Here is a 13,513-nt window from a genome sequence, read left to right as displayed (position 1 = left end):
GAAAATCACCCTTCGAAATGATCCCGCCGAGCTCGGACTGGGCCGAAGAGCTGCACGGTTTCGGCTGGCTGCGCCATCTGAAGGCGGCCGCGACACCGGTTGCGCGCTCCAATGCGCAGGTCATCGTGCACGATTGGATGAGCGCCGAAAGGCGCCACCATGCCGTCGCCTGGGAACCGCCGGTGGCAGCACGGCGCACCATGTCGCTGTTGTCACAATCGGCGCTGGTGCTCGAAGGCGCCGACCACGATTTCTACCGCCTTTACGTGCGTTCCATGCTGCGCCACGCGCATTTCCTGCGCAAATCCTTCTACGCCGCCGAGCCTGGCCTGCCGCGCCTGCAGGTCGCGATCGCACTCGCCATGGCCGGGCTGTGCCTGTCGCGCCAGGAGCGTCTCGCCAAGCGTGGGCTGGAGCGCGTAAGTCACGAGATTGGCGTGCAATTCCTGCCCGATGGCGGCCATATCTCCCGCTCTCCTGCGGCGATTTTGGAAGCGCTCCTCGACCTCCTTCCCCTGCGCCAGACGGTGGTCGCGCGCGGCCAGCACCCTCCGGAAGCGATCCTGGGCGCGATCGACCGCGCCATGCCGATGCTGCGCTTCTTCCGCCATGCCGACGGCGCCTTCGCCCAGTTCAACGGTGCCTCCGCAGGCGGCCGCGATCAGCTCTCCACCGTGCTCGCTTATGACGAGGCGCTCGGCAAACCCGTCGCCTCCGCCCCCTATTCGGCCTTCGAACGCCTGGAAGCCGGAGAGGCTGCTTTGATCGTCGATGCCGGCCCGCCGCCGCCGCTCGCCTTCAGCGCCGAAGCGCATGCCGGCACCCTCGCCTTCGAATTCTCCCATAACGGACAGCGCCTTATCATCAATTGCGGAGCACCCCGCGCCCGCTATGAAGCCTTGAGGCGCGCCGCTCGGCTGACTGCGGCGCATTCCACCGCAACGCTCGCCGATACGTCCTCCAGTCGATTGGAAACTGAAGGCGAGCGTGTCCTCCTCGTCAGTGGCCCGAAACGCGTCGAGAGAAACCGCCGCCAGGAAAAAGACGGCACGATTCTGCTCGAACTATCCCATGACGGCTACGCAAAGACGCTGGGTTTCGTGCACAGGCGCCAGCTCGTCCTCTCCGGCAACGGTCTCGCGCTGGAAGGACGTGACCTCTTCGAAGGCAACGGTTCGGAGCGAACCCCCTTCGACATCCGCTTTCATCTGGAGCCGAGCGTCGGGGTCGAAGTGCCCGAAGACACAGACATGCCGCCGCATATCGATCTCGTCCTCTCCGATGGGGCGGTCTGGCGCTTCACGGCCGATCAACCTCTGGCTCTTGAAGAAAGCACGATTTTTTCTCTTTCCAGAGGATCCGGCCGCAGCCTGCAGATTGTGGTGAGCGGCGAGGTCGGCGATGCACACGCTGTCGCCTGGAGACTTGCGCGCCTCGCCTGAGGGATTAAGACCGGACGCTCTTCCTTTCTTCGCGACGTCCCCGAGGCTCACCATGTCGGTTTCTTCCAAAAAGGGCTCTTCCGGTCCTGAACGCGTTGTCGTCAAACGCGCCCTTATTTCCCTGTCCGATAAGACCGGAGCGGTCGAGTTCGCCAAGGCGCTCGTCGAGGCTGGCGCCGAAATCCTGTCGACCGGCGGCACGGCGCGGGCGCTCAAGGAAGCCGGACTTCCCGTCAGGGACGTGAGCGAGATCACCGGCTTTCCCGAGATCATGGACGGGCGCGTAAAGACGCTGCATCCGGCAGTCCATGGCGGGATTCTGGCGATCCGCGACGATTCCGAGCACCAGGCCGCCATGCAGGAACACGGGATCGGGCCGATCGATCTCGTCGCGATCAACCTTTATCCGTTCGAAGAGACGGCCGCCAAAAGCAGCGATCCGCTCGAGATCATCGAAAATATCGACATCGGCGGACCCGCAATGATCCGCGCCGCGGCCAAGAACGCCGCCTTCGTCGCCGTGGTGACCGATCCCGACGATTATGGACGTGTCGCAGAAGCCGTTGCCTCCGGCGGCGTCGACAAGGCGCTGCGCCGCGAGCTTGCTGCAAAAGCCTTTGCACGGACGGGCGCCTATGACGCCGCCATCTCCAGCTGGTTCGCCGAGCAGTCGGAGACGCAGTTCCCGGAACGTATGGTGTTCGCCGCAACCCGCGCATCGGAACTTCGCTACGGCGAAAATCCGCATCAGAAGGCGGCGCTTTATTCCACCGACAAGAGCAAACCTGGTGCTGCGAATGCCTGCCTCGTCAACGGCAAGCCGCTGTCCTACAACAATCTGAGCGACGCCGACGCAGCCTTCCAGCTTGCCGCGGATCTCGATCCGGAAAGGCCGGCGATCGCCATCATCAAACACGCCAATCCCTGCGGTGTCGCCGTCGCTGACACGCTCGCCGAAGCGCATGCCAAAGCGCTGATGTGTGACCCCGTCTCCGCCTATGGCGGGGTCGTAGCCGCAAACCGGCAGCTGGACGAGGCGGCGGCCAAGGCCATCACGGCTCTCTTCACCGAGGTCGTCATCGCGCCCGACGCCGACGAAGCGGCGCTCAAGATCCTCAAGGCAAAGGCCAATCTCCGTGTGCTCCTGACGGGCTCCGCCATGCCGGCGACAGGCATGATGGTCAAGTCGATTGCCGGCGGCCTTCTGGTCCAGGAGATCGACGCCGCGCAAGTCAAGATGGCGGATCTCAAAGTGGTCACGAAGCGCGAGCCGACCGAACAGGAACTTGCCGATCTGATCTTCGCCTTCCGCATCTGCAAGCATGTGAAGTCGAACGCGATCGTCTATGCGAAGGACGGAGCGGCTGTCGGCATCGGCGCCGGTCAGATGAGCCGAGTCGATTCAGCCCGCATCGCCGCCTGGAAGGCGCAAGAGGCGACGCGCGCCGCCGGGCTCGAAGATGCTCTGACGCGTGGCTCCGTCGTCGCCTCGGATGCCTTCTTCCCCTTTGCGGATGGCCTCCTGGCCGCCGCAGAAGCGGGCGCCACGGCCGTTATTCAGCCGGGCGGATCACTGCGCGACCGGGAAGTGATCGACGCAGCCGACGAGGCGGGCCTTGCGATGGTGTTCACGGGGCTTCGCCACTTCCGGCATTGATCACGACCAACAGCGAAAACGTCATAGAATGCAGGCGGGTCACATGAGCCGCCTGCAACAAAAAGATGGGCTCCGCGTCGGGCGCACCGCGCACGGAGGCGGTTTTATTCGGCCGCGGCGACCGTATCCTGGAGCGCTTCTTTCGCCGCCTGTATAGCATTGTCGATATGCGCTTCGGTCCGACGCCGGGCTGTGACGGCATCCTTTTGCAGAAGCGCGTCGGCAATATCGGAGAGTTCGGCCACCATTTGCGCGGTGCGTCCCGGGCGTGACAGCGACGTCCCCCGCAAAAGCCGGATGCGGCCATGAAGGTTGCGCAACACCTCCTGCAGCACCTTGTTTCCAGACCCTACCGAAAGTGCCGAGTAAAAGCGGTTCTTGGCGTCGAGAAGCCCTTCGGTATCGTCCGCCGAGAGGGCCGCATGCAAATCAGAGATAATGCGCTGCAGTCTCACGCGCTCTTTCTCACTGGCCGTTGAAGCGAAGAGCGACGCCGCCAACCCCTCGATCTCCCGGCGCACCACATAGATCTGCATCGCTTCCTCGGGCGTCAGCACAGTTACGGCGATCCCGCCGCGAGGAAGCGGCCGCACGAGCCCGTCCGATTCCAGAGCCCGGAGCGCTTCCCGGACGAGCGGACGGCTCACTTCGAGGGTTTCGCAGATCTCTCGTTCGATAAGCCGATCACCCGGCAGCAGGTCACCCTTTTCGATTGCTCGACGGAGAAACTCCTCCGCCTGGCCCCTGACCGGAGCGACGACACGCTGGATTCTGCTCACGGCTTCATCACCTCGCTTGCAATCTGTGCAGCAACGTACATCTTGTCGAGCGTTATGTCATCTTGTCTGACAAACAGTTTGACAATCAATTTGAGATCGTTTCCACTTGCACAAAAGATACAAAATTCGTCTCAGAGGATGACAGGATGAGTTCCCCTCGCTCCAACTCGTCAACGGCAGCGACGCAGTCCCAGCCGAAGAGTGCCCAGCGCAAATCCGCTTTGTCACGGGACACGATGATCAGGATCATCACCGCTGTGATCCTGATCGGCGCGTGGGAAATTTTCGGTCGTTACGGCAACCCACTCCTAGTCGCCGTGCCCAGCGATGTGCTCGCGGCCACCTACGCGCTCGCAGCCGATGGCGAACTGTTCACCGCCACGGCGCAATCCATGTCGAGCTTTGCCGTCGGCTTTACGATTGCAGCTGTCCTGGGGGTGATCATTGGCGTCGCGATGGGATTGAACCGAACGACGGAAATCGTTCTCGATCCTTACATCAACGCGCTCTACTCGATGCCACTCATCGCGCTCGTTCCCTTACTCATGCTCTGGGTCGGGGTCGGCTTTCTATCGAAAGTGGTGATCGTCGCGCTCTTCTCGATCTTTCCCGTGATCATCAACACCTTGTCGGGCGTGCGCAATGTCGAAAAGAGCTATCTCGACATCGGCAAGGCGTTTGGCGCCGGGCGCTGGATGACCTTCCGTCGGATCATCATGCCCTCCGCGGTGCCCTACATCGCCTCAGGAATGCGCCTTGCCGTGAGCCGCGGCATCATCGCGATGGTCATTGCAGAGTTCCTGACGTCGATCGCGGGGCTCGGCGGTCTGATCATCAACTACACAAACCAGTTCGAGACGGCGAAGGCGTTCGTCCCGGTCTTCCTCCTGGCCATTATCGGCAACATCCTGACCTTCGCCGTCAAATGGCTGGAGGAGCGTCTCGGCTCGTGGCGATAACGCCCGGGTCGAATGCGCCACAAGCAACAAGAGGAACAGACAGCATGAAATATACGCTCGGTTGGGCAAGGTCTTTCGCCTTGTCCGCAACGCTCGCGGCAGGATTTATGGGAGCCACGGCGGCCAACGCCGCAGACACGGTTCGGCTGACCCTTCCAGCCAAGATGTTTTTGAACCTGGTCGAATTCGTCGCTCAGGATAAAGGCTTCTACACGGACCAGGATCTCGATGTGGAATTCACCCATATCGCCGACAGCTCGGTGCCCATCCGCACCCTGATTGCCGGATCGACCGACATCATCGAAGCGGGCATGTCGGAAACACTCGTCGCAGCGGCCAAGGGGGCCAAGGTCAAAACCGTCGGTGGCGTTCACAACGGCCTGCACTACGCGTTCTGGGTACGGCCAGGCGCCGGTGTGGAGAGCATCAAAGATCTTCCCGGCAAGAACGTTGCCATTTCGAGCCCCGGCTCGCTGCCGCATGTCGTGACCCTCGCCCTGCTCCACAAAGCCGGCGTGACGGATGAGCAGATCGACACCATCAACTGGGTCTCCTTCAAAGGGTCGAGCGCAAGGCTCAACGCCGTGATTTCCGGCTCGGTCGATGCCACCGTCGCGTCGTTTTCACCCGAAGTCGAACGCAGCGGCAAGGCAGAGCTTCTCTCCATCGTCGGCAAGGATTTGCCCGATTATGTCATGATCCCCTGGGACACCAGCGACGACATGATCGAGAACCGGCGCGACATCCTTAAGCGCTTCATCAAGGCGGAACTCCTCGCCGCCCGCTTCGTCTTCGACAACAAGGATGAGGCGCTCGCCGTCGCCAAGCAGCATTTCGACTATTCCGACGAGGACCTTGATGCCTTCTACAAATTCTACACCGAAGGCGGCATCTGGGATCCAAACGGCCTGATCAGCGATAATGCGGCCGAATACATGCAGCAGCTGAACGTCGACACCGGCCTGCAAGCTGAGGTGCTGCCAGCAGATCGCGTCGTCGACCAATCGGTGACGCAAGAGGTTCTCGAGGACATCGGGCGCTACGAGCGCTGAACATCGAATACCCGAAGGGCGGAACAAGCCGCCCTTCGGGGACTACGGAGAAATACTCAATGGCCGTTCTTTCGATCGCGAACCTCTCCAAAACCTTTCTCGACCGCCGCGGCAACGAGGTGGAGGCCCTCTCCGGCTTCGATCTGACCGTTGAGCCTGGCGAGTTCATCACCGTCGTCGGCCCGAGCGGCTGCGGTAAGACGACGATGCTGCGCATTGTGCAGGGGCTGGAGGACCGTTCCGGCGGCTCAATCAAGTTGGGCGAGCGCGAAATCACCGGACCGGGGCCGGAACGTGGCTTCGTTTTCCAGCAATACGGCCTCCTCCCGTGGATGACCGCAAGCCAGAACATCGCTTTCGCCCTCGACGCACGGGGCGTTCCTCGCAATGAGCACGAGGATCGGATTACCCGCACGCTGCAAACGGTCGGCCTTTCCAAGTTTCGCAATCACTATCCACGCCAGATGTCCGGCGGAATGCAGCAGCGCGTCGGTATTGCACGCGCGTTGGCAATCGACCCCGACATCCTCCTCCTCGACGAACCGTTCGGCGCTTTGGATGCTCTGACACGCGAAGTGCTTCAGGAAGAGATGCTGACCTTGTCGGAGACGATGCAGAAGACCGTTCTCTTCGTCACGCATTCGATCGACGAGGCAATCATGCTCGCCGACAGGATCGTCGTCATGTCAGCACGTCCGGGTCGCATTGAAAACGTCATCCATGTCGACATCGAACGCCCGCGTGCCGGACGCGCCGAAGAGATCCGTGAAAGCCGCAAATTCGCCGAATACCGGCGCGTGCTGTGGGATCTGCTCATGGAAAAGAAGGAGGCCGCCTGATGCCGACAGTCCGAGAGGCCGCCATCGCCCGAGATCACGAATGGCAATATAATCCTCGCGTCTCGACAGACGATGTGGAGGCTTACCATGCGCGGGCCGACACGCTGAGCGAAGAAGCTCGTCTTAGCCAGCCCGATTATCTCGCCGACATTTCCTACGGCGAGGGACATGACGAAACGGTCGATATCTTCCCGGCCGCTCCAGACAGCCCTCTCCATCTCTTCCTGCACGGCGGCTATTGGCGCGGACGTGACAAGCGCGACTACAGCTTTCTCGCGCAGCCTTTCGTGCGCTCCGGCATCTCTCTCGTCATCGCCAATTACAGCCTCTGTCCGAAGGTGGAGCTTCCGGAGATCGTCGAGCAAACGAAAAGATGCCTCGCGGCGCTGCCGTCCTTCGCCGCAAAGATTGGCGCCGACAAGACCCGCATCACCGCCTCAGGCCACAGCGCCGGGGCTCATCTTCTCGCCTGCGCTCTTGCGACAGCGGACGGCCCCCCGCCTGGAGGTCTTGCGGCGGCGGCGCTGATAAGCGGCATCTATGAACTCCAGCCCGTGCTTGGGATCACCGTCAACGAGTCGATCCGGCTCCGCCCCGAACAGGTGGCTGCAGTCAGTCCGTTGAGAATGCGACCAAGGACAGATGTCGCCCTCGACATCATCGTCGGAAGTGCTGAGAGCCCGGGCTGGGTCGCACAATCGGCACTATTCGCCGAACACTGCCAGAAGGCTGGCGCCAGCGTCGACTTCCATGTCGAGCCGGGCGCCAATCACTTCTCCATCATGGAGAGATACGCCAACGAGCGCGACCCTCTCTTCGAGCGCCTGAGAAAGCTCGCCCTCGCCTGAGTGGCCAACCAACAAAAGCAAGGAAGACACATGCGTCTCGTCACCGAAACGCAGGCGCGCACCTGCGTCACCCTGGAGAATGCCATCGAGGCCGTGGCAACGGCTTTCCGCGATGTGGCGGAAGGCTCTGCGCGCAACCTGCCTGTCGTGCGGGAGCGGCTTGCAAGCGGCCTCGGCACCTTCGGCGTGAAATCCGGCGAGATCGACAGGTTCGCGCTGGTGGGGCTGAAGGCCGGCGGCTATTGGCCGGGCAATGCCGCCAAAAGCGATTTGACCAACCATCAGTCGACCACACTGTTGTTCGATGCCACAAGCGGCAAAGCGCTCGCCTGTGTGGAAGCCAACTGGCTGACGGAGGCTCGCACCGCCGCAGCCGGGGCCGTCGCGATCCGCGCCTTGTCACGTCCCGACAGCACAGACCTTGGTATACTCGGCACCGGCATGCAGGCCCGAAGCCAGGTCGAGGCCGCCATGGCGGTGCGCGACATCGAGACGGTGCGCATTTGGGGACCCGAACACGGTCAGGCGAAAGCCCTTGCCGAGATGCTTTCTGAGGCTCATCCGCAACGCCAGTTCATCCTTGCGGAGCGCGAAGACACCGTGCGCTGCTCCGACATTTTGATCACCGTCACGCCGTCACAAGCCGAGCTGTTTCCAGAAGACTGGTCACCCGCCGGCCAGCATATCAACGCCATGGGCGCTGACACGGCCGGCAAGCAGGAACTTCCCGTGCCCTTGCTCGCTCGATCGTGTCTCTTCTACGACGACCTCGTTCAGTCCGCGACGCTTGGCGAGTTCCAGCGTATCGACCTCAAATCCGGAACTGCCTCGTCCCTTCTCGACGTGCTGGCCGGCAAGGCCGAAGGGCGCAAACGTCAAGACGAGCGGACGATTTTCGACAGCACCGGGATTGCGGTTCAGGATCTCGCGGTCGCGCAGCTTGCTCTGTCGGGGACAGTGTAGCCTCAATCAGACACTCGCGGAGGCGGCGCGGCAAAACGTGCCGCGCCCCGCCATCAGTGCCTTTCGGCGAAACCTGATGTCTTCGACATCTGCTGTTCCGCAAGCTCGGCAAGGAGGCTCGCGGCGACTGTGGCCTTCGCCGTCGTCGCACGGCCATCGGCAAGGATCGCGGCCACCCGGCTCGCGGTCGCGCTGACATTGCGGCCATATTCCTCTTCCCAGGCGGAGACGTCGGGGAACCCTCCATTGGCATAGGAGAGAACGTCGAGGGCGAGCACCCGATGCGCGGAGGCGAGCTGATCGCGCGCCTTCTCTGTTGCCAGATTCTCGTAATAATCGGGGCTTTCGACAGCGAGGATCATCGCCTCGAGCCTGGAGAAACAGAAGCGATCTGCGACCTCGAAATAGGCCGCTGCGGCCGCCTCGATCGGCCGGCCGCAGCGTTCCGCGATAAGGGCCACGTCGATCGCATTGGCAAGTTCGGGAAGGATGGCGAGCTCCTCGGCAAGCTCGCCGGGGACGCCCGCCTCGACAAGCCAGGCTTTTCGCGATTTGACCGCATTTGCGGCGAATTCTGGCAGGAGGTCGGGCAGCAATTGCCGCAGCGCCTCCAGCGTCTCCTGAAAACGCTCGACCACTGCACCGATGCCGGACCGGAGATCGACATTGCGCAGGAACCAGCCAATGCGATCGAGAAGCACATCCTGCACCCGCAGATAGAGCTCAAGCTGCAGCTGGCCGCCGATCTTATTGTCGAGGGTTTCGAGCTCCGCATGCAGACGCTGCATGGAGAAGGCATCGCGGACGGCCGTGTAAGCGCGGGTGATGTCCGCCGGCGTCGCGCCGGTGCGGTCGCGCAGCCGCACGATCGCGGTGGGCCCGCCGCGGTTGATGAGCGAATTGGCGAGCTGCGTGGCGATGATCTCCCGCCTCAGACGATGGCCTGAAATCTCATCACCAAACCGCTCCTGCATGTTCTCCGGAAAATAGCGGAAGAGTTCGCGCGCGAGATATTCATCGTCGGGGATGTCGCTTGCCACGAGATCATCGAAGAGAACGATCTTGGCGTAGGAGAGAAGAACGCCAATTTCTGCCCGGGTCAGCGGCTGGCGCTGGGCCTGGCGCTCCGACAGCGTCGAATTGTCCGGCAAGACTTCCACTGCCCGATCGAGCCGGCCCGCGGCTTCAAGTTCGTTCATGAAACGCGCCTGATTGGCGAGGGCGTCGAGGCCGCGCATCTGCTCCAGACTGATGGCCAGCGTCTGTTGGATATTGTTGCGCAAGACGAGGTCGGCGACCTGATCGGTCATCGCGGCCAGGCAGCGGTTGCGCTCCTCCAGCTCCAGCTTGCCCGACCTCAGCGAGGGCGCCAGGGCGATCTTGATATTGACCTCAAGGTCGGAGGAGTTGACGCCACCGGAATTGTCGATCGCGTCGGAATTGCAGCGCCCGCCCCGCAGGCCGTAATCGACACGCGCCTGGGGCGTCATGCCGAGATTGGCACCTTCGCCGACCACCCTCGCACCGACCTCTGCAGAGGTGACGCGGATCTGGTCGTTTGCCTTGTCACCCACTTCGGCATCGCTTTCGTGCGGCGCTCGCACATAGGTGCCGATGCCACCGAACCATAGAAGATCGACCTGCGCCTTCAGAATGGCGCGGATGACCTCATTGGGGCGCGCGGATGTCCCGGAAAGGCCAAGAAGCGCACAGGTTTCAGGCGAAAGCGGCACTGTCTTGTCGTGGCGAGAGAAGACGCCACCGCCCTTGGAGACGAGGCTCGTGTCGTAATCTTTCCACGACGAACGCGGGAGTTCGAACAGCCGCTGACGCTCCTTAAAGCTCGCCTCAAGGTCCGGATCGGGATCGATGAAGATGTCGCGGTGATCGAAGGCAGCGACGAGACGGATCGCACGCGACAGAAGCATACCGTTGCCAAAGACATCGCCCGACATATCGCCGACGCCGGCAACCGTGAACGGTTCGCTCTGGATATCGTGGTCGACCTCGCGGAAATGTCGCTTCACCGCTTCCCACGCGCCGCGGGCAGTAATGCCCATTTCCTTGTGGTCATAGCCGGCCGAGCCCCCCGAGGCGAACGCATCGCCAAGCCAGAACCCATGAGCCTCAGAGACGGCATTAGCCGTGTCGGAGAAGGTCGCCGTGCCCTTGTCGGCGGCAACGACAAGATACGGATCGTCCTCGTCGTGGCGCACGACATCTTCAGGCGGAATGACCTCGTCACCCTCAAGATCGTCGGTGAGCGCAAGCAACCGATCAACGAAGGCGACATAAGCATCGCGTCCCGCTTCGAAGATTTCCTCGCGGCTGCCCTCCGCCGGCAGGAGCCGAGGAAAGAACCCGCCCTTCGCTCCGACCGGCACGATAACGGCATTCTTCACCTGCTGTGCCTTGACGAGACCGAGAACCTCGACGCGAAAATCTTGCGGTCGATCCGACCATCTGAGACCGCCACGGGCGACGGGCCCGAACCGCATATGCACGCCTTCGACCTGTGGCGAATGCACAAAGATCTCCCGGAACGGCCGAGGCGGCGTAAGGAAGGCGAGGTCGCGCGGCTTGAGCTTGATGGTGATCGCGAGCGGCGGCGCACCTTCGGCATCCGTCTGGAAATAATCGGTACGCTTGGTCGCGAGAATGACAGCCCGGTAAGCGCGTAAGATCGTGTCCTCATCGAGACTGTCTACGCGGTCGAGCGGGCCATCCAGAGCCTTTTCGGCATCAGCCTCTGCGGCCTCTCGATCCTCGATCGCGGGATCGAAGCGCGCCCGGAAGCGGTCTACGAGAAGGCGCGCCAAAAGCGCGTTGCGGCCGAGCGTATGCCAGATGTAGTCGAGCGAATAAGGCAGCTGCGTCTGCCGCAGATACCGCCCGATGGTGCGCAAGAGCGCAGCCTCACGCCAGGTGATGCCGGCGGAAAGGACAAGCGCGTTGAAGCCGTCATTGTCGGCACGCCCACCCCATACGGCACTGATCGCCTCCTGGAGCCGAGAAGCGGCATCGCCGACAGGATCGACTTCGCCCGAACCCGCCTCATCCTTGGCGGCAAGCGTCATGTCATGGATGTAAACGGCCGGGCCGGTCGCCGGGCGAACCAGGTAGGTGCGCTCGTTGACAACGGCGAAGCCGAGGTTTTCGAGAAGCGGCACGCGCCGCGACAACGGGATCGGCGCATCGAGATGATGGAAGCGCAGAGCCGTGCGCCTCAACCCGCCGGCGATGCGCCGGTGAAAATGCGCGGCAATCACCGACCGGTCGGAAAGCTCACGACCGATGCGGATGTCTTCGACCGCATCTTGCGGGGTGAAGGCCGCCTGGTACTCGCGTCCGAAGGCATCCCGATACTCTCCGAAAAGCTCTGTTTGCTGCGGGAAGGCGTTGGCGAGCGCCTCGCGCAGCCCGTCTTCGAAGGTGCGGGTGATGGCTCGAATGCGTGCCTCGACCTCACCCTGGTCGGGATCCACGGGAGCCGTTTCGGGATCACGGGCCTCCCGCGCCACGATGAAATGCACCCGGGCGAGATGTCCCTCGGGGAAAGCTGGATAGGCGGCGGAGATCCGCCCGTCATACATCTCCGCCAGCGCCTCACCGATCTTGGCGCGGATGTCCGAGGAATAATGGTCGCGCGGCACATAGACGAGGACGGAGACGAAGCGGCCGAATTTGTCGGCCCGGCTGAGCGCACGCACGCGCGGACGCTCCTGCAGATGCAGGACGGCCATAGCCTGATCATAGAGCGTGGAGAGATCGGCCTGGAAAAGCTCGGTGCGCGGAAAACTCTCCAGGATGTTGAGGAGCGTGCGGCCGGAATGGCTGAAGGGATCGAAGCCGGCGCGCTTCAGGATCTGGTCGACCTTGCGGCGGATATAGGGGATCGACTGAACGGAACGGGTGAACGCGCTCGACGTGAACAGGCCGACGACACGCAATTCGCCAGTGACGCGGTTGTTCTCATCGAAAATCTTGACGCCGATATAGTCCATATGGTCGCGGCGATGCACGCGCGAGCGGACATTGGCCTTCATGATGATGAGCGGTTCCGGGCTCATCAGGAATTCCTGGATCTGCGGCGTCATGGTGACAAGTTCGGCGCCACGGCGCAGCACTTTCACCTCGGGGTCACGCAGCAGGCCGAGCCCCTCGCCATGAGCGTGGTCGAGTGCGCCACCCGAATCCTGTTCGTAGGTGAATTCACGCGTGCCCAGGAAAGTGAAATTGTCGTCCTCGAGCCATTCCAGAAGGGCGATCGCCTCTTCCAATTCGTCCTCGTCGAGCTCGGGCGGATCGACACGGTAGTCCCGGATCGCCATGCGCAAGCGGTCGCGCATGGCGCGCCAGTCTTCGGTCGCAACCCGCACCTCTTGCAGAAGGCTCTTCAAGGACGCTTCGAGCTCACTCTTCGCCGCCTCGTCGGGCAGGCGAGCGATCTCGATATGCAGAAAGCTCTCCCGATTCGGGCGGCCTTTCGATTCCGCACCCGCGGCAGCGAATTCGGTCAGGCGTCCGGCTTCATCGCGCGAAACCTCAAAGATCGGATGCAGGACAAGATGGATCGGCTGCCCGGCGGCCTGGATCTCCCCGAGAACGGAATCGAAGATGAATGGCCGGTTCTTACCGATGATATCGATCGCGGTGACCGGCCGACCGCGCTCGTCGGCGGCTTCGATGTCTCTGAGGCTGACCTTCGGCACGTCCGGATCGCGCTGCGCGATGAAGGCGAAGGCGGTCTTGGCGATACCCGCCAGGCTTTCGGCCGGATAGACGGCGATATCCTCGCCCGCGGCATGGGCAAAAAAGATCTCGGCAAAGCGTTTGAGTGGCGCGGCCTCGATCCCCGCCTCTTCAGCCTCTGCCTCAAGCCTCGCTGTGGCCTCTTCGATGCGTTTCTTCTTCTCCGGCTCGTAGCGGTCGGGCATCGGGTCTCCTCGCCTCTTCTTTCAGCCGCCTGACGCA

General features: G+C 62.5%; 10 protein-coding genes. 7 read left to right on the top strand and 3 right to left on the bottom strand.

The window, feature by feature from the left end; genetic code table 11:
* The first annotated feature begins 17 nt into the window (after positions 1-17).
* Together ACK8CP_RS16035 and purH are read left to right on the top strand one after the other, a co-directional pair.
* Complete coding sequence (locus ACK8CP_RS16035; RefSeq protein ID WP_414832485.1) at positions 18-1,442, top strand: heparinase II/III family protein; 1,425 nt, start codon at positions 18-20, stop codon at positions 1,440-1,442.
* A 52-nt stretch (positions 1,443-1,494) separates the two neighbouring features.
* A complete protein-coding gene (purH, locus tag ACK8CP_RS16030; RefSeq protein WP_414832484.1) occupies positions 1,495-3,099 on the top strand; it encodes a bifunctional phosphoribosylaminoimidazolecarboxamide formyltransferase/IMP cyclohydrolase in 1,605 nt (534 codons plus the stop codon).
* A gap of 104 nt (positions 3,100-3,203) precedes the next feature.
* Here the strand turns inward: purH and ACK8CP_RS16025 are convergent, their stop codons facing one another.
* A complete protein-coding gene (locus ACK8CP_RS16025) occupies positions 3,204-3,878 on the bottom strand; it encodes a GntR family transcriptional regulator (protein WP_414832483.1) in 675 nt (224 codons plus the stop codon).
* An 85-nt stretch (positions 3,879-3,963) separates the two neighbouring features.
* Positions 3,964-4,128, bottom strand: a complete 165-nt coding sequence (locus ACK8CP_RS16020; protein ID WP_414832482.1) for a hypothetical protein — start codon at positions 4,126-4,128, stop codon at positions 3,964-3,966.
* Between ACK8CP_RS16020 and ACK8CP_RS16015 the strand changes: the two genes are divergently transcribed.
* The 5 genes from ACK8CP_RS16015 to ACK8CP_RS15995 are packed head-to-tail and all read left to right on the top strand — an operon-like array spanning position 4,115 to position 8,539.
* A complete protein-coding gene (locus ACK8CP_RS16015; RefSeq protein WP_414832481.1) occupies positions 4,115-4,837 on the top strand; it encodes an ABC transporter permease in 723 nt (240 codons plus the stop codon). The two genes, ACK8CP_RS16020 and ACK8CP_RS16015, sit on opposite strands and share 14 nt — an antisense overlap.
* A 44-nt stretch (positions 4,838-4,881) precedes the next feature.
* On the top strand, positions 4,882-5,889 hold the full coding sequence (locus ACK8CP_RS16010) for an ABC transporter substrate-binding protein (RefSeq protein WP_234630149.1): 1,008 nt from the start codon (positions 4,882-4,884) through the stop codon (positions 5,887-5,889).
* 59 nt (positions 5,890-5,948) lie between these two features.
* Positions 5,949-6,728: an ABC transporter ATP-binding protein gene (locus ACK8CP_RS16005; RefSeq protein ID WP_234630148.1), complete on the top strand. Its 780-nt coding sequence runs from the start codon at positions 5,949-5,951 to the stop codon at positions 6,726-6,728.
* On the top strand, positions 6,728-7,576 hold the full coding sequence (locus tag ACK8CP_RS16000; protein WP_234630147.1) for an alpha/beta hydrolase: 849 nt from the start codon (positions 6,728-6,730) through the stop codon (positions 7,574-7,576). The genes ACK8CP_RS16005 and ACK8CP_RS16000 overlap by 1 nt, the downstream gene beginning before the upstream one ends.
* A 30-nt stretch (positions 7,577-7,606) precedes the next feature.
* Entirely contained in the window at positions 7,607-8,539 is a 933-nt protein-coding gene (locus ACK8CP_RS15995) for an ornithine cyclodeaminase family protein (RefSeq protein WP_234630146.1), read from the top strand.
* A gap of 53 nt (positions 8,540-8,592) precedes the next feature.
* On the opposite strand, the gene ACK8CP_RS15990 is transcribed toward ACK8CP_RS15995, so the two are convergent.
* Positions 8,593-13,476, bottom strand: a complete 4,884-nt coding sequence (locus ACK8CP_RS15990) for an NAD-glutamate dehydrogenase (RefSeq protein WP_414832480.1) — start codon at positions 13,474-13,476, stop codon at positions 8,593-8,595.
* Positions 13,477-13,513: the final 37 nt, after the last annotated feature.

This window comes from Afifella sp. YEN Y35 (assembly GCF_047553465.1).
Lineage (GTDB): Bacteria > Pseudomonadota > Alphaproteobacteria > Rhizobiales > Afifellaceae > Afifella > Afifella aestuarii.
The sequence above is the reverse complement of the archived record's forward strand: the minus strand, read 5'-3'. Positions and strand labels throughout refer to the sequence as shown.

What these genes read in the sequence shown, in the direction of transcription:
- ACK8CP_RS16005 (WP_234630148.1), top strand. Translation starts at nt 5,949, where the DNA reads ATGGCCGTTCTTTCGATCGCGAACCTCTCCAAAACCTTTCTCGACCGC.
- ACK8CP_RS16015 (WP_414832481.1), top strand. Translation starts at nt 4,115, where the DNA reads ATGATCAGGATCATCACCGCTGTGATCCTGATCGGCGCGTGGGAAATT.
- ACK8CP_RS15995 (WP_234630146.1), top strand. Translation starts at nt 7,607, where the DNA reads ATGCGTCTCGTCACCGAAACGCAGGCGCGCACCTGCGTCACCCTGGAG.
- ACK8CP_RS16020 (WP_414832482.1), bottom strand. Translation starts at nt 4,128, where the DNA reads ATGATCCTGATCATCGTGTCCCGTGACAAAGCGGATTTGCGCTGGGCA.
- ACK8CP_RS16000 (WP_234630147.1), top strand. Translation starts at nt 6,728, where the DNA reads ATGCCGACAGTCCGAGAGGCCGCCATCGCCCGAGATCACGAATGGCAA.
- ACK8CP_RS16035 (WP_414832485.1), top strand. Translation starts at nt 18, where the DNA reads ATGATCCCGCCGAGCTCGGACTGGGCCGAAGAGCTGCACGGTTTCGGC.
- ACK8CP_RS15990 (WP_414832480.1), bottom strand. Translation starts at nt 13,476, where the DNA reads ATGCCCGACCGCTACGAGCCGGAGAAGAAGAAACGCATCGAAGAGGCC.
- ACK8CP_RS16010 (WP_234630149.1), top strand. Translation starts at nt 4,882, where the DNA reads ATGAAATATACGCTCGGTTGGGCAAGGTCTTTCGCCTTGTCCGCAACG.
- purH (WP_414832484.1), top strand. Translation starts at nt 1,495, where the DNA reads ATGTCGGTTTCTTCCAAAAAGGGCTCTTCCGGTCCTGAACGCGTTGTC.